We start from the raw sequence: 20,052 nt of genomic DNA, 5'->3' as shown, positions 1-20,052 counted from the left end.
CTTACTTCGCAGCCGACTTGACGGCATCGCGTACGATGATCCAGGCACCCTTGGAGCCGGGAACCGCACCCTTGACGAGGATCAGACCGCGATCTTCATCGGTCGATACCACTTCGAGGTTCTGCGTCGTGACGCGGGTCTGGCCCATGTGACCAGCCATCTTCTTGTTCTTGAACACCTTGCCCGGATCCTGGCGCGAGCCGGTCGAACCGTGCGAGCGGTGCGAAACCGACACACCATGCGTGGCGCGCAGACCGCCGAAGCCGTGGCGCTTGATGGCGCCGGCAAAGCCCTTACCGATCGTCGTGCCGGTCACGTCGACGAGCTGGCCCGCCGTGAAGTGAGCGGCCTTGAGCTCGGTACCAACTTCGAGCAGGTTGTCGTCCGTAACACGGAATTCAACGAGCTTGGCCTTCGGCTCAACGCTGGCAACGGCGAAATGACCGCGCAGGGCCTTCGTCGTGTTCTTAACTTTTGCCTGGCCAGCACCGAGCTGAACTGCGGTGTAGCCATTCTTTTCTACTGTGCGCTGGGCCACGACCTGGCAGCCATCCAAACGCAATACCGTTACCGGGACGTGCTCGCCGGCGTCGTTATAGACGCGGGTCATTCCCACCTTCTGTGCAATCACACCTGAACGCATCGGTTCAATCCTTCTCACTCAGCTCGAGGACCAGAGGTCTCAGAGCTTGATCTCAACATCGACACCGGCGGCGAGATCGAGCTTCATCAGCGCGTCTACCGTCTGCGGGGTCGGGTCAACGATGTCGAGAAGGCGCTTATGCGTGCGCATCTCGAACTGCTCGCGGCTCTTCTTGTCGATGTGCGGGGACCGGTTCACCGTGAACTTCTCGATACGAGTCGGAAGCGGAACGGGGCCCCGGACGCTAGCACCGGTGCGCTTCGCCGTCGACACGATCTCGCGCGTGGAAGCATCGAGAATCCGGTGATCGAACGCCTTCAGGCGAATGCGGATATTTTGGCCGTTCATTCGACGTTATCCTTGTGTTTTGTTATCTCGCGTGCCGCTCAAAAAGGGCACGGATTTTTCTTTTTCCTAAGGCGGACCACCGGTTTCAAAGATCGAGAGGGACGCCGGCGACGGCATCCCCATCCACTTTTTTAGACCTTTCGGCCCACCTTATCGTTAATCTCATTGGCCGCTTCGTTATCCGAAGCAGGGCGCAAATCGCGCTCGCGCGCCATTTGCAACATTTCCATGTCATAAGCAAGCGGCTACTGCCGCTTGCATCATATTATTGTCATCGAATCGGCCACTCGGATGGAGTGGCCGACTTCGAATTACTCGACGATGGAGGCGACGATGCCGGCGCCGACGGTACGGCCGCCTTCGCGGATAGCGAAGCGCAGCTTTTCTTCCATCGCGATCGGAACGATCAGCTCAACGGCAACCGTGACGTTGTCGCCAGGCATAACCATTTCCGTGCCTTCCGGAAGCGTCACGATGCCCGTCACGTCCGTCGTGCGGAAGTAGAACTGCGGACGGTAGTTCGTGAAGAACGGCGTATGACGGCCACCCTCTTCCTTCGTCAGGATGTAGGCTTCGGCCATGAACTTCTTGTGCGGCTTCACAGAACCCGGCTTGCACAGGATCTGGCCACGCTCGACGCCGTCACGGTTCACACCGCGGACCAGCGCGCCGATGTTGTCGCCGGCCTGGCCCTGGTCGAGCAGCTTGCGGAACATTTCAACGCCGGTAACCGTCGTCTTCGACGTCGGACGAATGCCGACGATTTCGACTTCTTCACCAACCTTGACGATACCACGCTCGACGCGGCCCGTCACAACCGTACCACGGCCGGAGATCGAGAACACGTCTTCGATCGGCATCAGGAACGGCTGGTCGATCGGACGCTCTGGCGTCGGGATGTAGGCGTCAACCTGGGCCATCAGCTCGCGGATCGCGTTTTCGCCGATTTCCTTGTTGCTGTCTTCCAGGGCAGCAAGCGCCGAACCCTTGACAACCGGAATGTCGTCGCCCGGGAAGTCGTAGGACGACAGCAGTTCGCGAACTTCAAGCTCGACGAGCTCCAGAAGCTCGGCGTCGTCAACCTGGTCGACCTTGTTCAGGAACACTACGATCGCCGGAACGCCAACCTGGCGGGCGAGCAGGATGTGCTCGCGCGTCTGCGGCATCGGGCCGTCGGCAGCCGAGCAAACCAGGATCGCGCCGTCCATCTGCGCAGCACCCGTGATCATGTTCTTCACATAGTCAGCGTGGCCGGGGCAGTCGACGTGCGCATAGTGACGAGCAGCCGTTTCATATTCAACGTGTGCCGTCGAGATCGTGATACCACGCGCCTTTTCTTCCGGTGCCGCGTCGATCTGGTCATACGCCTTGAACTCACCGAAGAACTTCGTGATCGCTGCCGTCAGAGACGTCTTGCCGTGGTCAACGTGGCCGATCGTGCCGATGTTAACGTGCGGCTTATTGCGCTCAAACTTACTCTTTGCCATTTTCGGCTCTCCGTTTTTCCTGTCCCCGAGGGGATCAATTCTTGTTATCGGTCAATTGGTATTCCGGTCACTTCTGACCGGAATACTTTGCCTGGATTTCCTGTGCGACGTTCGACGGGACCGGCGAATAATGATCGAAGGTCATGGTGTACTGCGCACGGCCCTGAGACATCGAGCGCAGGTTGTCGACGTACTTGAACATGTTTGCCAGCGGGACGTTCGCGTTGATGACAACGGCGATACCGCGGCTTTCCTGACCCTGGATCTGGCCACGACGCGAGTTCAGGTCGCCGATGACGTCGCCGACGTAATCTTCCGGCGTCACGACTTCGACCTTCATCATCGGCTCGAGGAGCTGGGCGCCAGCTTCGCGAGCTGCTTCACGGAAGCAGGCACGTGCAGCGATTTCGAAGGCTAGAACCGACGAGTCGACGTCGTGGAAGGCACCGTCGATGAGCGTCGCCTTGACGCCGAGCATCGGGAAGCCAGCCAGCGGACCCGAAGACAGGACGCTTTCGATGCCCTTCTGGACGCCCGGGATGTATTCCTTCGGAACAGCACCACCGACGATCTTGGACTCGAACTTGAAATCGTCGCCTTCCGGGTTCGGTTCGAACACGATCTTCACGCGAGCGAACTGACCGGTACCACCCGACTGCTTCTTGTGGGTGTAGTCTTTTTCGGTCTGACGCGTGATGGTTTCGCGGTAAGCAACCTGCGGCGCGCCGACGGTGGCTTCAACCTTGAATTCACGACGCATGCGGTCGACGATGATGTCGAGGTGAAGTTCACCCATGCCGGCAATGATCGTCTGGCCCGATTCCTGGTCGGTCTTCACACGGAAGGACGGATCTTCGGCAGCCAGGCGGTTGAGCGCGAGGCCCATCTTTTCCTGGTCGCCCTTGGTCTTCGGCTCGATCGCGATCTGGATGACGGGCTCCGGGAATTCCATGCGCTCGAGGATAACCGGCTTCAGCGGATCGCAGAGCGTATCGCCAGTGGTGGTTTCCTTGAGGCCGGCCAGAGCAACGATATCGCCAGCGAAGGCTTCTTCGATGTCTTCACGCGAGTTGGAGTGCATCTGCAGCATGCGGCCGACGCGCTCGCGCTTATCCTTGACCGTGTTCATGACCGACGCGCCCTTTTCGAGCTTGCCGGAGTAGATGCGGGCGAAGGTCAGCGAACCGACGAAGGGGTCGTTCATGATCTTGAACGCCAGCATGGACAGCGGCTCAGCGTCGTCAGCATGACGGTGGATTTCAGCTTCCGTCTTGACATCAATGCCCTTGATCGCCGGAATGTCGATCGGAGACGGCAGGTAATCGACGACGGCGTCGAGCAACGGCTGAACGCCCTTGTTCTTGAAGGCGGTGCCGCAGAACATCGGATGGAACTTGACGTCGATCGTGCCGCGACGGACGAGCGCACGGATCTGGTCGTTGTCCGGCAGATTGCCTTCGAGGTAGGCTTCGGTCGCAGCTTCGTCGATCTCGACAACCGTCTCGATCAGCTTTTCGCGATATTCTTCAGCCTTGGCCTTCATGTCTTCCGGGATTTCGACAACGTCCCACTGTGCGCCGAGCGACTCGTCGCGCCAGATGAGGGCGTTCATCTCGATCAGGTCGATAACGCCCTTGAAGTCGCTTTCAGCGCCGATCGGGAGCTGCATGACGACAGCGGTCGCGCCGAGGCGGGACTTGATCATCTCGACCGAGCGATAGAAGTCAGCACCGGTCTTGTCCATCTTGTTGCAGAAGATCATGCGCGGAACATGATACTTCTCAGCCTGACGCCAGACGGTTTCCGTCTGCGGCTCAACACCTGCGTTAGCGTCGAGCAGCGCGATGGCGCCGTCGAGAACGCGCAGCGAACGCTCGACTTCGATGGTGAAGTCGACGTGGCCAGGGGTGTCGATGATGTTGAAGCGGCGCATCTTGCCGTCACGGCCCTTCCAGAAGGTCGTGGTGGCAGCAGAGGTGATCGTGATGCCACGCTCCTGCTCCTGCTCCATCCAGTCCATGGTGGCTGCGCCGTCGTGAACTTCGCCGATCTTGTGCGACTTGCCGGTGTAGTAAAGAATACGCTCGGTGGTCGTGGTCTTGCCGGCGTCGATGTGCGCCATGATACCGAAATTGCGGTAGTCTTCGATTTTATATTCGCGAGCCATAGTGGACTGCCTTTCGGAAACCGTTCGGGATTACCAGCGATAATGCGAGAACGCACGGTTGGCATCAGCCATCTTGTGCGTGTCTTCGCGCTTCTTGACGGCAGAGCCGCGGTTATTGGAGGCATCAAGAAGTTCGCCGCAGAGACGGTCGACCATGGTGGTTTCGTTGCGCTTACGGGCAGCAGCGATCAGCCAGCGAATGGCAAGAGCCTGACGACGCTCGGGACGAACATCGACCGGAACCTGATACGTAGCACCACCAACGCGGCGCGAACGGACTTCAACGTGCGGAGCGATGTTATCCAAAGCCTGATGGAACACGCCGAGCGGCTCCTGCTTTGCCTTGCCCTGCACGGCGTCGAATGCGCCGTATACGATGTTTTCAGCTACGGACTTCTTGCCGTCCAGCATGATGGCATTCATGAACTTCGTGACGACCAGATCTCCGAACTTCGGGTCCGGATTGATCTCGCGCTTTTCTGCTCTGTGACGTCGGGACATACTTCTCGTCTCTCAACTGTTAGCGGCGCTTTACAACGCGGAGAACCTCGCGCAGCGCCGGATTATCTGAAACCGAATTACTTCGGACGCTTTGCACCGTACTTGGAACGGCGCTGCTTGCGGTTCTTGACACCCTGGGTATCGAGAACGCCGCGGATGATGTGGTAGCGAACACCCGGAAGGTCCTTCACGCGGCCGCCACGGATCATGACGACAGAGTGCTCCTGAAGGTTGTGACCTTCACCCGGGATGTAACCAATGACTTCGAAGCCGTTGGTCAGGCGGATCTTTGCGACCTTACGCAGAGCCGAGTTCGGCTTCTTCGGCGTCGTCGTGTAGACGCGGGTGCAAACACCACGCTTCTGCGGGTTCTCCTGAAGAGCGGGAACCTTATTACGCTTTACCTGCGCCTGGCGAGGCTTGCGGATTAGCTGGTTTACGGTAGGCATTCAACCATCCCTTGTAAATCTGTCTCGACACCCTTGCGGGCTTAACTCTCGCCGTCTCCGGCAACGACACACGTTCGCCTCAATGCGCAAAACGTGGCCCGATCCGCTTTCGCAGATGGACCACAAAAAAGCAGAGGACGCATTGAATTGCGTCTTGCGTGCAGCATTCGTGTCTTCAACGTGCGTTTAGAACCTTGTTTGAGGTGAACTCCAGAGCGCGTCGCTCCGAACAGCCATGCCTCACATGGGTCCTGATGGCGGCGGTACTACTGGTTTCCCGCAGGTTCGTCAAGGCCGGTTAAGAATTATCTTTGTCACAAACCCTGAAAAGACGGGCCAAACCAGCCATTTGACGCCTCAGATGACGAAATGGCATCGCTTCCGCAAGATGGACTTGGGTATTTCGTTAAAATCCCTATAAGGAATCACAGAAAGACAATTTCACCGGACGGCAAAGAGCAACTCAGAGAATCGCTCGGCCGAATCGATACCACCGAAGGAAGACTTATGATCACTGCGCCAGACAACGACAACAATTTCGACGGCCCCATGGTCTTCATCATCATCGGCAAGGGATATGAAACCGACGGCGGCGAAGGTGTCGATCTGCATGTCATGCTGAAGGCGCCGGATGACGACACCGCCGTGCGCGAAGCGCTGAACGCCCTTGCGGAGGAAGGCTTCATCGAGGCTGATCTCGATCAGATCGGCATGCTGACCGACGTGCCGGATGAGGAGCCTCATGCCTCGGCCTATCAGGGAGCACTGGAAGGGGAAGTGGCGATCATCCGCTTCCGCTAGACGGGACCCTGCTGTCCCGCCCTCGCCGGCTCTTCACAACATAGATGCAAAAAGAAACCGCCCGGATCGCTCCGGGCGGTTTTGATTTTGTTCGAACTCCAGCCGCTTATTCAGCGGCCGGGGCGTTCTCGTTGGCCATGTCCTGCAGCATCGGCGTGGCGACGGCGGCACCCGTGCCCTTGCGGCGCTCTTCCAGGATCAGCTCGTCGCGAGCCGTCGCGATGCGGCGGATCTGCGTCATGGTGCCACCGGTACCGGCCGGGATGAGACGGCCGACGATGACGTTTTCCTTCAGGCCCTGCAGACCATCGGTCTTGCCAGCGATCGCAGCTTCCGTCAGCACCTTCGTCGTTTCCTGGAAGGATGCGGCGGAGATGAAGGACGGCGTCTGCAGCGACGCCTTGGTGATGCCGAGCAGAACCGGATCGCCGTAAGCGGGCTTCTTGCCTTCTTCGATCAGGCGGTCGTTGGCGTCTTCCAGTTCGATACGGTCGACATTGTCGCCGACGATGTACTGGCTGTCGCCTGCGTCGGTGATTTCCACCTTCTGCAGCATCTGACGGACAATCACTTCGATGTGCTTGTCGTTAATGACAACGCCCTGGAGGCGGTAGACTTCCTGGATTTCGTTGACGAGGTAGGAAGCCAGAGCCTCCACGCCCTTGATCGCCAGGATATCGTGCGGAGCCGGGTTACCGTCGAGGATGTAGTCACCCTTTTCGATATAGTCGCCTTCCTGAAGGTGGAAGGGCTTGCCCTTCGGGATCAGGTATTCGACCGGCTCGACACCGTCTTCTGCCGGCTCGATGATGACACGACGCTTGTTCTTGTAGTCGCGGCCGAGGCGGATCGTACCATCGATCTCTGCGATGATGGCGTGGTCCTTCGGACGACGGGCTTCGAACAGTTCGGCAACGCGCGGCAGACCACCGGTGATGTCCTTGGTCTTGGCGCTTTCCAGCGGCGAACGAGCAAGAACGTCGCCCTGCGACACCTTCGTGCCCGGCTCGACGGACAGGATCGCGTCAACCGAGAGCAGGAAGCGGGCTTCACCGCCACGCGACAGCTTGGCGACATTGCCGCTGGCGTCCTTGACGACGATCGCCGGCTTCAGATCCGAACCGCGCGGTGTCGAACGCCAGTCGATAACCTGACGCTTGGTGATGCCGGTCGACTCGTCGGTCGCTTCGAGAACCGAGAGGCCGTCGACGACATCTTCGAAGTGAACCGTACCGGCCACTTCCGTCATCATCGGACGGGTATACGGATCCCATTCTGCGAGACGCTGACCGCGCTTCACCTTGTCGCCGTCGTCGACATAGAGCTTGGAGCCGTAGGCAACGCGCTGCGAAGAGCGTTCAACGCCGCGTTCATCCAAGATCTGAACCGTCATGTTGCGGCCCATGGCAACCAGGTTGCCTTCGGAGTTGCGCAGCATGTTGCGGTTCTTGATCTGAACCGTGCCTTCATACGAGGCTTCCAGGAACGACTGGTCGACCACGGTAGCCGTGCCGCCCAAGTGGAAGGTACGCATGGTGAGCTGCGTGCCCGGCTCACCGATCGACTGAGCGGCGATAACGCCGACAGCTTCACCGATGTTGACCGGCGTACCGCGAGCAAGGTCGCGGCCGTAGCAGACAGAGCAGACCCCCGTCTGGATTTCGCAGGTCAGCGCCGAACGGATGCGGATCGACTGGATACCAGCCTTTTCGATCTCGATGACATCCGGCTCGAGGATCATCTTGCCGGCGTCGACGATGCGCTCACCCGTGACCGGATGATCGATATCATCCAGCGCCGTACGGCCGAGGATGCGGGCGCCGAGCGAGGCAACGACCTGACCGGCATCGACGATGGCAGTCATGGTGAGGCCAGTTTCGGTGCCGCAATCGACGTGCGTCACGATGCAATCCTGCGCGACGTCGACGAGACGGCGGGTCAGGTAGCCGGAGTTCGCGGTCTTCAAGGCGGTGTCTGCCAGACCCTTACGGGCGCCGTGCGTCGAGTTGAAGTACTCGTTCACGGTCAGGCCTTCCTTGAAGTTCGAGATGATCGGCGTCTCGATGATTTCGCCCGACGGCTTGGCCATGAGGCCGCGCATGCCGCCCAACTGACGCATCTGGTTCGGAGAACCGCGGGCGCCTGAATGGCTCATCATGTAGATCGAGTTCATCGGCTTCTGACGACCGGTCTTCTCGTCGAATTCGACGGCCTTAATGCGGGCCATCATTTCTTCGGCGACCTTTTCCGTGGCCTTGCCCCAGGCGTCGACAACCTTGTTGTACTTTTCGCCCTGGGTGATCAGACCGTCATTGTACTGCTGCTCGTATTCCTTCACGAGCGCTTCGGTATCGCCGACGATCTTCGCCTTGGTGTTCGGGATGACCATGTCGTCCTTGCCGAACGAAATGCCAGCGCGGCAGGCATGCGCAAAGCCGAGCTGCATGATGCGGTCGCAGAAAATGACCGTGTCCTTCTGGCCGCAGTGACGGTAGACCGTGTCGATCATCTTGGAGATGTTCTTCTTGGTCATTTCCTGGTTGCAGATGTCGAAGGTCACCTTGCCGTGCTTTGGCAGCAGTTCGCCGATCAGCAGGCGGCCAGGGGTCGTTTCATAGATCTTCGAATAGGGCTTGCCCTCTTCGTCGATCGACTTGAAGCGGCCGCGGATCTTCGAGTGCAGCGTCACGACCTTGTTTTCCAGAGCGTGATGCAGCTCGCCGAGATCGGAGAAGGCCATGCCTTCGCCCGGCTCGTTCTGGTTCAGGATCGAGAGATAATAGAGACCGAGAACCATGTCCTGCGACGGAACGATGATCGGCGCGCCGTTTGCCGGATGCAGGATGTTGTTGGTCGACATCATCAGCACGCGGGCTTCGAGCTGTGCTTCGAGCGACAGCGGCACGTGAACGGCCATCTGGTCACCGTCGAAGTCGGCGTTGAAGGCCGTGCAGACGAGCGGGTGCAACTGGATCGCCTTGCCTTCAACCAGCATGGGTTCGAAGGCCTGGATGCCCAGGCGGTGCAGCGTCGGCGCGCGGTTCAGGAGAACCGGATGCTCGCGGATGACCTCGTCGAGGATATCCCAAACTTCCGGCTTTTCCTTTTCAACCAGCTTCTTGGCCTGCTTGACGGTCGAGGAATAACCCTTCGCGTCGAGACGGGCGTAGATGAACGGCTTGAACAGTTCGAGCGCCATCTTCTTCGGCAGGCCGCACTGATGCAGCTTCAGCTCCGGACCGGTCACGATGACCGAACGGCCGGAATAGTCGACGCGCTTGCCGAGGAGGTTCTGACGGAAGCGGCCCTGCTTGCCCTTCAGCATGTCGGACAGCGACTTCAGCGGACGCTTGTTGGCGCCGGTGATGACGCGACCGCGACGGCCGTTGTCGAACAGCGCATCGACAGATTCCTGCAGCATGCGCTTTTCGTTGCGGATGATGATGCCCGGAGCGCGCAGTTCGATCAGGCGCTTCAGACGATTGTTACGGTTGATGACGCGGCGGTACAGATCGTTCAGATCCGACGTTGCGAAACGGCCGCCGTCGAGCGGCACCAGCGGACGCAGATCCGGCGGGATGACCGGGACGACCTTCATGATCATCCATTCCGGACGGTTGCCGGATTCCATGAAGTTCTCGACGATCTTCAGGCGCTTCATCAGCTTCTTCTGCTTGAGATCCGACGTGGTGTCGGCAAGCTCAGAGCGCAGGTCGCCGGCGATCTTTTCGAGATTCATGCTGGCCAGCATCTCGTAGATCGCTTCAGCGCCGATCATGGCGGTGAACTGGTCTTCGCCATATTCGTCGACGGCGAGCATGTACTCTTCTTCCGTCAGGAGCTGATGCTCCTTGAGCGCGGTCAGGCCCGGCTCGGTGACGATGTAGTTTTCGAAGTAGAGAACGCGCTCGACATCCTTCAGCGTCATGTCGAGCAGCGTGGAAATGCGGCTCGGCAGCGACTTCAGGAACCAGATGTGGGCAACGGGAGCGGCGAGCTCGATATGGCCCATGCGCTCACGGCGAACGCGCGACAGCGTTACTTCGACGCCGCACTTTTCGCAGATGATGCCCTTGTACTTCATGCGCTTGTACTTGCCGCACAGGCATTCGTAATCCTTGATCGGCCCGAAGATTCGCGCGCAGAACAGACCATCGCGTTCCGGCTTGAACGTACGATAGTTGATCGTCTCCGGCTTCTTGATCTCACCATAAGACCAGGAAAGAATCTTCTCCGGCGATGCGATCGAAATCCGGATGGAATCGAAATTCTGTGCAGGCACCTGCGGATTGAAAAGATTCATGACCTCTTGGTTCATGCCTGTCTCCTTTAGGGGCGAAACGCCCTCGAATTGCGATCAGTGCCGGCAAATTCCCGGGAACCGGACTGACGCCTTAAAACGACAATAACCGCAGAATGCGGCGAAATCGTCCCTGCCTAGCGCCACACGAATTCGGGCACCGGCGGGAACGGTGCGCGCTGACGGACAGCGCGCACCCTATCGGCTATTACTCGGCTGCGTCCGGAAGCTGGCCCGCTGCCTGCAGATCGTCGACCTTGGAGTTTTCCAATTCGACGCTGAGGCCCAGCGACCGCATTTCCTTGACGAGAACGTTGAAGCTCTCCGGAATGCCCGCTTCGAAGGTGTCGTCGCCACGGACGATGGCTTCGTAGACCTTGGTGCGGCCGGCCACGTCGTCCGACTTGACCGTGAGCATTTCCTGCAGCGTGTAGGCTGCACCGTAAGCTTCGAGCGCCCAGACTTCCATTTCGCCGAAGCGCTGACCGCCGAACTGCGCCTTACCGCCCAGCGGCTGCTGGGTGACGAGCGAGTACGGGCCAATCGAGCGGGCGTGGATCTTGTCGTCGACCAGGTGGTTCAGCTTCAGCATGTAGATGTAGCCAACCGTGACCTGGCGGTCGAACTGTTCGCCGGTACGACCATCATAGAGCGTCGACTGACCGGTCTGCTTCAGACCTGCCATTGCGAGCATCTCGTTAACATCGACTTCGCCGGCGCCGTCGAAGACCGGGGTCGCAATGGACACGCCACGCTTCCACTGATCGGCCAGACGCAGAACCGACGCGTCGTCATACTCGTGAACGTCGTCGCTCTTCGGACCGTCGCCGACGACCATGTCGATCGTCTGGCGCAGAGGCTCGATGTTGCCGCTTGCCTTATACGCTTCGATCAGCTCGCCGATCTGACGACCCATGCCGGCGCAAGCCCAGCCGAGGTGCGTCTCAAGGATCTGACCGACGTTCATGCGCGACGGCACGCCGAGCGGATTGAGCACGATGTCGACATGCGTGCCGTCTTCGAGGAACGGCATGTCTTCGACCGGCACGATGCGCGATACGACACCCTTGTTGCCATGACGGCCGGCCATCTTGTCACCCGGCTGGATCTTGCGCTTCACAGCGACGAAGACCTTGACCATCTTCATGACGCCCGGAGGCATTTCATCGCCGCGCTGGACCTTCTCGACCTTGTCCATGAAGCGCTGTTCGAGGCGCGACTTGGATTCGTCGTACTGGCCACGCAAAGCTTCGAGCTCGCCCTGAACCTTTTCGTCCTCGACGGCGAACATCCACCACTGCGAGCGCGGATATTCGGAGACGACGGCGTTGGACAGTTCCGTGCCCTTCTTGAAGCTCTTCGGACCGGCAAGCGCTACCTGGCCACGGAGCATTTCGATCAGGCGGCCGTAGACGTTACGGTCGAGGATCGCCTGCTCGTCGTCGCGGTCCTTCGCGAGGCGTTCGATCTCTTCGCGCTCGATCGCCATTGCGCGTTCGTCCTTCTCAACGCCGTGGCGGTTGAAGACGCGAACTTCGACGACCGTACCGTAGGTGCCGGGCGGCATGCGCATGGAGGTGTCGCGAACGTCGGACGCCTTTTCACCGAAGATGGCGCGCAGAAGCTTTTCTTCCGGCGTCATCGGGCTTTCGCCCTTCGGCGTGATCTTGCCGACGAGGATATCGCCCGGCTGAACTTCAGCGCCGATGTAAACGATGCCGGCTTCGTCCAGGTTCTTCAGCGCTTCTTCCGAAACGTTCGGAATATCGCGGGTGATTTCTTCCGGACCGAGCTTGGTGTCGCGCGCCATCACTTCGAATTCTTCGATGTGAATGGAGGTGAACACGTCGTCGGCAACGATACGCTCGGAGAGCAGGATCGAGTCTTCGTAGTTGTAGCCGTTCCACGGCATGAACGCGACGAGCACGTTACGGCCGAGCGCCAGATCGCCGAGGTCGGTCGACGGACCGTCTGCCAGGATGTCGCCCTTGTTGACCACGTCACCAACGGTGACCAGCGGACGCTGGTTGACGCAGGTGTTCTGGTTCGAACGCTGGAACTTCATCAGGCGGTAGATATCGACGCCGGACTTCGACGGATCGAGGTCTTCGGTAGCGCGGATAACGATACGCGTTGCGTCGACCTGGTCAACCACGCCGCCGCGGCGGGCACCGATAGCAGCGCCTGAGTCACGGGCGACAACCGGCTCCATGCCAGTGCCGACGAACGGGGCTTCGGCGCGCAGAAGCGGCACGGCCTGACGCTGCATGTTCGAGCCCATGAGAGCGCGGTTGGCGTCGTCGTTTTCCAGGAACGGGATCAGAGCGGCAGCGACCGAAACAAGCTGCTTCGGCGAGACGTCCATCAGGTTGATGTTGTCGCGCGGAGCGAGCATAACTTCGCCAGCATGACGGCAAACAACGAATTCCTCAATGAAGGAGCCGTCGGCGTCGAGTTCGGCGTTGGCCTGAGCAACGTAGTACTTCGCCTCTTCCATGGCGGAGAGGTAGAGCACGTCGTTGGTCACCTTACCGTCGATGATGCGGCGGTAGGGGCTTTCGATAAAGCCGTACTTGTTGACGCGGGCAAAGGTTGCCAGCGAGTTGATGAGACCGATGTTCGGACCTTCCGGCGTTTCGATCGGGCAAATACGACCGTAGTGGGTCGGATGCACGTCGCGGACTTCGAAGCCGGCGCGCTCGCGGGTCAGACCGCCCGGGCCAAGAGCCGAAAGACGGCGCTTGTGGGTGATTTCCGAGAGCGGGTTCACCTGGTCCATGAACTGCGAGAGCTGCGAGGAGCCGAAGAATTCGCGAACGGCGGCAGCGGCCGGCTTCGCGTTGATCAGATCCTGCGGCATGACCGTGTCGATTTCGATCGAGGACATGCGTTCCTTGATCGCGCGCTCCATGCGCAGCAGGCCGAGACGGTACTGGTTTTCCATCAGCTCGCCGACCGAGCGAACGCGGCGGTTGCCGAGGTTGTCGATGTCGTCGATTTCGCCCTTGCCGTCGCGCAGTTCGACCAGCATCTTGACCACGGCCAGGATGTCGTCCTTGCGCAGGATGCGAACGGTGTCTTCGACGTCAAGGTCGAGACGCATGTTCATCTTCACGCGGCCGACAGCGGAGAGATCGTAGCGCTCCGCATCGAAGAACAGCGAGTTGAACATGGCTTCGGCCGATTCCATGGTCGGCGGTTCACCCGGACGCATGACGCGGTAGATGTCGAACAGAGCGTCCTGACGGTTCTCGTTCTTGTCGGCGGACAGCGTGTTGCGGATGTAGGCGCCGACATTGATATGGTCGATGCCGAGAACCGGGATTTCGTCGAAACCGGCCTTGAGGATGATCGGCAGTGTCTTTTCGTCGATTTCGTCGCCGGCTTCGAGATAGATCTCACCGGTCTGGAAGTTGACGATGTCTTCCGCCAGGAAGAGGCCGTACAGCTCTTCGTCGGTGGCCTTCAAAGCCTTGAGGCCCTTTTCCTGCAACTGGCGCAGCAGGCGCGGGGTCAGCTTCTTGCCGCCTTCGACAACGACTTCGCCGGTATCGGCGTCGATCATGTCGGAAACGGTCTTGGCGCCCTTCAGCGTTTCCGCCTTGAAGGGAATGCGCCAGCCCTGGCCGTCGCGCTGGTAGAGCGATTTCGTGTAGAACGTCGACAGGATTTCTTCGCCGTCCATGCCGAGCGCCATCAGAAGCGACGTCACCGGAATCTTGCGGCGGCGGTCGATACGGGCGTAGACGATGTCCTTGGCGTCGAATTCGATGTCGAGCCAGGAGCCGCGATACGGAATGACGCGAGCAGCGAAGAGCAGCTTGCCGGAGGAGTGGCTCTTGCCCTTGTCGTGGTCGAAGAAGACACCCGGCGAACGGTGCATCTGGGACACGATAACGCGTTCGGTGCCGTTCACGATGAAGGTACCGTTGTTCGTCATGAGCGGCATGTCGCCCATGTAAACGCTCTGTTCCTTGATGTCCTTGATGGACTTCGCGCCGGTGTCCTCATCGATATCGAACACGATCAGACGGAGAGTGACCTTCAGCGGCGCGGCATAGGTCAGGTCGCGCTGGCGGCACTCGTCGACGTCGAACTTCGGCGGTTCGAATTCATAGGACACGAACTCCAGCATGGAAGCGCCGGAGAAATCGGTGATCGGGAAAACCGACTTGAAAACGGCCTGGAGACCCTCGTCAGGGCGGCCGCCCTTGGGCTCTTCGACCATGAGGAACTGATCGTAGGACGCCTTCTGAACCTCGATGAGGTTCGGCATCTCTGCGACTTCCGGAATCTTACCAAAAAACTTGCGTACGCGCCTGCGACCGTTGAACGAAAGGGTCTGAGCCATCGTCGCTCCTTTAAAATCCTGCACCCGGGCCTGCAACGGATGGGAACCGCTGGCCAGGCGATCCCATCAATCAATGAGTAGTTCAATCTCGTCTAACTGACCGAAAACCGCTCGGCACGGATTGCGTCGCGGTTCAGTCTCAGACCATCCTCTTGAAGAACCCATTACCCAAAAGCCGTTTTAGCCGCGGCTTTTGGGTAATTTGTTCAGAAAAACGGCAAATGGGAGGCGGCAAAATGCCACCTCCCAAAGCAGTTTCAAGCTTACTTGACGTCGGCCTTTGCGCCAGCGTCTTCGAGCTTCTTCTTGATGTCAGCGGCTTCAGCCTTGGAAACGCCTTCCTTGACAGCCTTCGGAGCAGCCTCAACGAGGTCCTTGGCTTCCTTGAGGCCGAGACCGGTGATGGCGCGGACTTCCTTGATGACGTTGATCTTGTTCGCGCCGGCATCCGCGAGGATGACGTCGAACTCGGTCTTTTCTTCTTCAACAGCAGCAGCAGCGCCGCCAGCACCACCGGCAACGGCAGCAACAGCTACCGGAGCAGCGGCGGAAACGCCCCACTTTTCTTCGAGAAGCTTGGACAGTTCTGCGGCTTCGAGAACGGTCAGCGAGGAGAGGTCTTCAACGATCTTTGCGAGATCAGCCATTTTTGTAGTTCCTTTTGTTCGGTTCGAACTGGTTGATTATGAACAGCGAAAAACCGCCTTACGCGGCTTCGTCCTTCTTGGCGTAGGCCGAGAACACGCGAGCAAGCTGGCTTGCCGGTGCTGCAACCACACCTGCGATGCGGGTAGCCGGCGTCTGGATCATGCCCAGCAGCTTCGCACGCAGCTCGTCCAGCGAAGGCAGGGTCGCGAGCGACTTAACACCTTCGGGGTTGAGCGTGGTTGTTCCCATGGCGCCGCCCAGAACAACGATCTTATCGTTGGTCTTGGCGAAATCCACGACGACCTTCGGAGCGGTAATCGGATCAGTGCTGTATGCGATCAGCGTCTGCCCGGTGAAGAGATTGGAAATCCCTTCCGCATCCGTGCCCTGAAGAGCAATCTTGGCCAGGCGGTTCTTCGCGACTTTGACGGTGCCGCCAGCAGCGCGCATCTTGGAACGAAAATCGTTCATCTGTGCGACTGTGGCACCAGCATAGTGGGCCACGACAACCGAGCCCGAAGCCTTGAAGACTTCGTTCAGTTCCGTGACGAATTCGCGTTTTTCCGCTCTTTCCACTGCTTTTCTCCAGTTGACAGGACCGCGATAAACGGACCTGCCGGGTTGCCTTTTGCCTCCTGGGATCAGCTAAGAGATCCCAAGCGACGCTTGAGGATCCTGTCCCCTCGCGCTCGAGCCCTAAGGCTCCAAGGCACAAGGCATCCAAGGCTCGAACCGAGTTTATCGAAGCAGAACTTCTTCAAAATTCGGGTCTTACCCGTCTCATGCAGGCAAAGTGATTAAGGTCTCAACCACCTGCAATCTCGGACAGGAATTCCGGATTTCTCCGGTATCCTGGCCCCGAAGGGCCAGGAATTCTTAAATGCCGGGCAGCAGGCCCGACAGAACCATTAGGCGCTCGGCGCCGTAACCGTCGACGGCTCGATCTTGACGCCCGGGCCCATGGTCGAAGAGATGGCTACGCGCTTGACGTAGTTGCCCTTTGCACCGGCCGGCTTCGCCTTGATGACGGCGTCAGCGAAGGCGCGGATGTTTTCTTCCAGAGCCTTGGCATCGAAGGAGGCCTTGCCGATACCGGCATGGACGATACCAGCCTTCTCGACGCGGAACTCGACTGCGCCGCCCTTGGAGGCTTCGACAGCACCCTTGACGTCCATGGTGACGGTGCCGACCTTCGGGTTCGGCATCATGCCGCGCGGGCCGAGAACCTTACCGAGACGGCCGACGAGCGGCATCATGTCCGGGGTAGCGATGCAACGATCGAAGTCGATCTTGCCGCCCTGAACGATTTCAACCAGGTCTTCCGCGCCAACGACGTCAGCACCGGCAGCCTTGGCTTCGTCAGCCTTGGCGCCACGAGCGAAAACGGCAACGCGAACCGTACGGCCGGTGCCGTTCGGCAGATTGACGACGCCGCGGACCATCTGGTCAGCGTGACGCGGGTCAACGCCGAGGTTCATGGCGATTTCGACGGTTTCGTCGAACTTGGCGACGGCCCGCTCCTTGACCATGCCGATAGCCTGGGTCAGAGCATAGAGCTTGGTGGGATCAACGCCTTCGCGGATCTTCTGAATACGCTTTGCAACCATGGTCTTAACCTACCACTTCCAGGCCCATGGCGCGGGCGGAGCCCTCGATCATGGCCATTGCGCCTTCGATATCGGCGGCGTTCAGATCCTTCATCTTGGCTTCGGCAATCGACTTGACCTGAGCCTTGGTGAGCGTGCCAGCCTTGGCACCCTTGCCCGGGGTCTTCGAGCCGGACTGGATCTTCGCTTCCTTCTTGAGGAAGTAGCTGACCGGCGGCTGCTTCATTGCGAAGGTGAAGGACTTGTCCTGGTAGTAGGTGATGACGACCGGGATCGGCATACCCTTTTCCATTTCCTGCGTGGCGGCATTGAACGCCTTGCAGAATTCCATGATGTTAATGCCACGCTGACCAAGCGCAGGACCGATCGGCGGCGACGGATTCGCCGAGCCGGCCTTAACCTGCAGCTTGAGCTGGCCTGCAACTTTCTTAGCCATTTCTCTCTGCCTTTCTACACGACCGGTTGCCCAGTCTACTATGCCAGATCGCTCCGGCGGCTGCGGTTGCGTGGTGCGGATCAAAAGGTCCGGCTAAGACCCCTGCCCTTCCACGCGGATTGCGGCATGGCCGCGAGATGCAAGCAAACACTTGCTTGCATCCAAACTCAAACGAAGATCAGACCTTCTCGACCTGACTGTATTCCAGCTCGACCGGCGTAGCGCGGCCGAAGATCGACACTTCCACCTTCAGGCGCGAACGCTCCTCGTCCACATCCTGAACCGTGCCGTTGAACGATGCGAACGGGCCGTCGGAAACGCGGACCTGCTCACCAATCTCGAAGGATACAGAAGCCTTCGGCCGCTCGACACCTTCCTGGACCTGACCGAGAATGCGCTCGGCTTCATAATCCGGAATCGGAACGGGCTTATTGTCGGAGCCGAGAAAGCCAGTGACCTTCGGCGTATTCTTGATCAGGTGATAGGCTTCATCCGTCAGATTGGCGCGCACCAGCACGTAACCCGGGAAGAACTTGCGCTCGCTGTCAACCTTACGGCCGCGGCGCACTTCAACCACCTTCTCGGTCGGCACAAGGATCTTCTCGAACAGATGATCGAGACCCTTCTGCTTGGCCTTCTCCTCGATGGATTCAGCCACCTTCTTTTCGAAATTAGAATAAGCGTGGACGATGTACCAACGTGCCGCCATGTTCATCTCCACCCGATATCAATTGCCGGTATTCAGCACGTAGCCGAGAATCCAGCCTATGAGCTGGTCAGCAGCAAAGAAAAACAACGAAGCGAAAATGACCATGACAAGCACCATCACCGTCGAGATCATCGTCTCGCGGCGGGACGGCCAAGTGATTTTCGACGTCTCGGAGCGGACCTGCTGCAGAAACGCAAGTGGATTCGTTTTGGATGCCATTGACTGCCCACGCAATTACGGCGCGTAAAGCTGAACATATCAGCCCCACGCACCGCGTGTCTGTTGAACCCTACATAAACATCGATTCCCAATTTAACAAGAGGGAATTCGGTGCCTTCGAAAATTTGCCTGCCATTCCGGCATAATCCCTAACCCAAGAAGCAGCGAAACCGACGCGCCAGTCAAATCAAGGAAAATGGCAGGGGCAGCAGGGCTCGAACCTACGACCTGCGGTTTTGGAGACCGCCGCTCTACCAACTGAGCTATACCCCTTTATGCTTCGATCATCCGCGCCGTGCGGTTGCCTGCCAGCGCCTTCCGAAAACATGGCGCTCCTTTAAGACGGGACGAAACGATTGGCAAGTGCGTTTTTTGTTTTTTCCCAAGAGAGTCCGCAGCTTCGAGCGCCCCGGGCAATTGACGAGACCGCCGACCACAGGGATTGCGGGCTTCGCAGCGCCTCCCGAATGCATCGCGCCGGCGCTTCTCAGCCTTCCTTCGGCTCCCCCGGCGTTCCCTTGGGCTTCCGTTTGAGGAATTTCGGTTTGAGACGACGCAGGAAATTGTCTGTCGAGCGAATCACATTGGTCAAGGAGATCAGCTTGTCCACTTCGGCGTCAGCATTGCCGAGCCGCTCGGAGAGTACCTCTGCCGCAGCCAGCGCGATTTCGGCCGGGGGAACCTCAGAGAAGCGCTCGGCGAGCCTGATGTAGGGATTTAGCGATACCCCGCCATGGATGGTGATCTTCCCCAAGCGGGCGAAGAGGCGCAGGAAAGTCTGCTCGAAGGTCCAGTCGTGAACCGACACCACCCTCCATTTTTCGCTGCGCTTGGCCGAGAAGCCGGCAAGCACGATGGCGCCGGGCAATTTCAAGTCGCTCAGCCAAAGCGCCATGGCAAAGCCGCTGGTCGGCGTCTTGGCCTCCGTGTAGAAATCGCCGCAGAAGCCGACGAGATCGAGATGGCCGGTCGGCGCGCCCTGGAAATCGGCGGCCGGATTCAGTTTTTCCTCGGGCCCGAGGCGGATGTTCATGATCCCGAGGAAATAGTCCTTCGGGAAGAACTTGACGACATCGCCCACCTCGCCCCGATAGACGATGTTGGCGCCGCGCGGCTGTCCGCGCGAAATCAGTAGCGAATGGCCGTGGAACGGACGATCCAGGACCTTGTAGACCTTATTGAAGAAGATGAAGAGCGCTGTGGACGGAAACTGCGCCTGAAGGCTGGCGATATCGACCGCATCGCTGTTTGCGACAAGAACGATATGGGAGAAGGCCGCCAGTATGGACCGCCATTCTTCGGCGGTCGTCAAACCTGCGGCGGCCCCTGCAGCCGGAAAGCCAATCTTGCCGGTTCCTGTTTCGGAAGTCACGCTCTGATCCAGCC

16 protein-coding genes and 1 tRNA gene are annotated in these 20,052 nt (G+C 59.2%); 1 reads left to right on the top strand and 16 read right to left on the bottom strand.

Features of this window, described 5'->3' with window-relative positions:
* Window position 1: 1 nt before the first annotated feature.
* From rplC to rpsL, 6 genes are all read right to left on the bottom strand, one after another.
* A complete protein-coding gene (rplC, locus tag N2601_RS05375; protein WP_028753974.1) occupies window positions 2-643 on the bottom strand; it encodes a 50S ribosomal protein L3 in 642 nt (213 codons plus the stop codon).
* A gap of 39 nt (window positions 644-682) precedes the next feature.
* A complete protein-coding gene (gene rpsJ, locus N2601_RS05370; protein WP_003547547.1) occupies window positions 683-991 on the bottom strand; it encodes a 30S ribosomal protein S10 in 309 nt (102 codons plus the stop codon).
* Window positions 992-1,302: 311 nt separating this feature from the next.
* Window positions 1,303-2,478: an elongation factor Tu gene (gene tuf, locus N2601_RS05365; protein WP_104822771.1), complete on the bottom strand. Its 1,176-nt coding sequence runs from the start codon at window positions 2,476-2,478 to the stop codon at window positions 1,303-1,305.
* A gap of 67 nt (window positions 2,479-2,545) precedes the next feature.
* The gene (fusA, locus tag N2601_RS05360; protein WP_104822783.1) at window positions 2,546-4,645 is read right to left on the bottom strand and encodes an elongation factor G; all 2,100 of its coding nucleotides are present in this window, start codon (window positions 4,643-4,645) and stop codon (window positions 2,546-2,548) included.
* A 30-nt stretch (window positions 4,646-4,675) separates the two neighbouring features.
* Entirely contained in the window at window positions 4,676-5,146 is a 471-nt protein-coding gene (rpsG, locus tag N2601_RS05355; RefSeq protein ID WP_028755233.1) for a 30S ribosomal protein S7, read from the bottom strand.
* Window positions 5,147-5,223: 77 nt separating this feature from the next.
* Window positions 5,224-5,595 carry a 30S ribosomal protein S12 gene (rpsL, locus tag N2601_RS05350; RefSeq protein WP_003507760.1) on the bottom strand — a complete coding sequence of 124 codons (372 nt, stop codon included), beginning with the start codon at window positions 5,593-5,595 and terminating at the stop codon, window positions 5,224-5,226.
* A 507-nt stretch (window positions 5,596-6,102) separates the two neighbouring features.
* On the opposite strand from rpsL, the gene N2601_RS05345 reads away from it, so the two are divergent.
* Entirely contained in the window at window positions 6,103-6,396 is a 294-nt protein-coding gene (locus N2601_RS05345) for a transcriptional regulator (protein WP_104822782.1), read from the top strand.
* A 106-nt stretch (window positions 6,397-6,502) separates the two neighbouring features.
* Here the strand turns inward: N2601_RS05345 and rpoC are convergent, their stop codons facing one another.
* From rpoC to N2601_RS05295, 10 genes are all read right to left on the bottom strand, one after another.
* On the bottom strand, window positions 6,503-10,714 hold the full coding sequence (gene rpoC / locus N2601_RS05340; RefSeq protein ID WP_104822781.1) for a DNA-directed RNA polymerase subunit beta': 4,212 nt from the start codon (window positions 10,712-10,714) through the stop codon (window positions 6,503-6,505).
* Window positions 10,715-10,904: 190 nt separating this feature from the next.
* A complete protein-coding gene (gene rpoB / locus N2601_RS05335) occupies window positions 10,905-15,047 on the bottom strand; it encodes a DNA-directed RNA polymerase subunit beta (RefSeq protein ID WP_104822780.1) in 4,143 nt (1,380 codons plus the stop codon).
* 263 nt (window positions 15,048-15,310) lie between these two features.
* Window positions 15,311-15,694, bottom strand: a complete 384-nt coding sequence (gene rplL, locus N2601_RS05330) for a 50S ribosomal protein L7/L12 (RefSeq protein ID WP_104822779.1) — start codon at window positions 15,692-15,694, stop codon at window positions 15,311-15,313.
* A gap of 58 nt (window positions 15,695-15,752) precedes the next feature.
* On the bottom strand, window positions 15,753-16,271 hold the full coding sequence (gene rplJ, locus N2601_RS05325; RefSeq protein WP_104822778.1) for a 50S ribosomal protein L10: 519 nt from the start codon (window positions 16,269-16,271) through the stop codon (window positions 15,753-15,755).
* Between the two features lie 332 nt (window positions 16,272-16,603).
* Window positions 16,604-17,302, bottom strand: coding sequence for a 50S ribosomal protein L1 (gene rplA / locus N2601_RS05320; protein WP_104822777.1), 699 nt, complete (start codon window positions 17,300-17,302; stop codon window positions 16,604-16,606).
* A gap of 4 nt (window positions 17,303-17,306) precedes the next feature.
* Window positions 17,307-17,738 carry a 50S ribosomal protein L11 gene (gene rplK, locus N2601_RS05315; protein WP_104822776.1) on the bottom strand — a complete coding sequence of 144 codons (432 nt, stop codon included), beginning with the start codon at window positions 17,736-17,738 and terminating at the stop codon, window positions 17,307-17,309.
* Between the two features lie 178 nt (window positions 17,739-17,916).
* On the bottom strand, window positions 17,917-18,447 hold the full coding sequence (gene nusG, locus N2601_RS05310; RefSeq protein WP_028755226.1) for a transcription termination/antitermination protein NusG: 531 nt from the start codon (window positions 18,445-18,447) through the stop codon (window positions 17,917-17,919).
* A gap of 18 nt (window positions 18,448-18,465) precedes the next feature.
* Window positions 18,466-18,666 (bottom strand): preprotein translocase subunit SecE, encoded by a 201-nt coding sequence (gene secE / locus N2601_RS05305; protein WP_028755225.1) that lies wholly within the window; start codon window positions 18,664-18,666, stop codon window positions 18,466-18,468.
* A 197-nt stretch (window positions 18,667-18,863) separates the two neighbouring features.
* Window positions 18,864-18,939 (bottom strand) — tRNA-Trp (locus N2601_RS05300).
* A 214-nt stretch (window positions 18,940-19,153) separates the two neighbouring features.
* The gene (locus tag N2601_RS05295) at window positions 19,154-20,011 is read right to left on the bottom strand and encodes a 3-deoxy-manno-octulosonate cytidylyltransferase (protein WP_199773568.1); all 858 of its coding nucleotides are present in this window, start codon (window positions 20,009-20,011) and stop codon (window positions 19,154-19,156) included.
* Between the last annotated feature and the right edge of the window lie 41 nt (window positions 20,012-20,052).

It is taken from the genome of Rhizobium sp. CB3060, from assembly GCF_025200735.1.
In the GTDB taxonomy this organism is placed as follows: domain Bacteria; phylum Pseudomonadota; class Alphaproteobacteria; order Rhizobiales; family Rhizobiaceae; genus Rhizobium.
The sequence above is the reverse complement of the archived record's forward strand: the minus strand, read 5'-3'. Positions and strand labels throughout refer to the sequence as shown.

Excerpts from the sequence above, each read along its gene's own strand:
- rpsJ (WP_003547547.1), bottom strand. The coding sequence starts at position 991 with ATGAACGGCCAAAATATCCGCATTCGCCTGAAGGCGTTCGATCACCGG.
- rplA (WP_104822777.1), bottom strand. The coding sequence starts at position 17,302 with ATGGTTGCAAAGCGTATTCAGAAGATCCGCGAAGGCGTTGATCCCACC.
- rpoC (WP_104822781.1), bottom strand. The coding sequence starts at position 10,714 with ATGAACCAAGAGGTCATGAATCTTTTCAATCCGCAGGTGCCTGCACAG.
- rplK (WP_104822776.1), bottom strand. The coding sequence starts at position 17,738 with ATGGCTAAGAAAGTTGCAGGCCAGCTCAAGCTGCAGGTTAAGGCCGGC.
- nusG (WP_028755226.1), bottom strand. The coding sequence starts at position 18,447 with ATGGCGGCACGTTGGTACATCGTCCACGCTTATTCTAATTTCGAAAAG.
- tuf (WP_104822771.1), bottom strand. The coding sequence starts at position 2,478 with ATGGCAAAGAGTAAGTTTGAGCGCAATAAGCCGCACGTTAACATCGGC.
- rpoB (WP_104822780.1), bottom strand. The coding sequence starts at position 15,047 with ATGGCTCAGACCCTTTCGTTCAACGGTCGCAGGCGCGTACGCAAGTTT.
- rplL (WP_104822779.1), bottom strand. The coding sequence starts at position 15,694 with ATGGCTGATCTCGCAAAGATCGTTGAAGACCTCTCCTCGCTGACCGTT.
- secE (WP_028755225.1), bottom strand. The coding sequence starts at position 18,666 with ATGGCATCCAAAACGAATCCACTTGCGTTTCTGCAGCAGGTCCGCTCC.
- rpsL (WP_003507760.1), bottom strand. The coding sequence starts at position 5,595 with ATGCCTACCGTAAACCAGCTAATCCGCAAGCCTCGCCAGGCGCAGGTA.
- rplC (WP_028753974.1), bottom strand. The coding sequence starts at position 643 with ATGCGTTCAGGTGTGATTGCACAGAAGGTGGGAATGACCCGCGTCTAT.
- N2601_RS05345 (WP_104822782.1), top strand. The coding sequence starts at position 6,103 with ATGATCACTGCGCCAGACAACGACAACAATTTCGACGGCCCCATGGTC.
- fusA (WP_104822783.1), bottom strand. The coding sequence starts at position 4,645 with ATGGCTCGCGAATATAAAATCGAAGACTACCGCAATTTCGGTATCATG.
- rpsG (WP_028755233.1), bottom strand. The coding sequence starts at position 5,146 with ATGTCCCGACGTCACAGAGCAGAAAAGCGCGAGATCAATCCGGACCCG.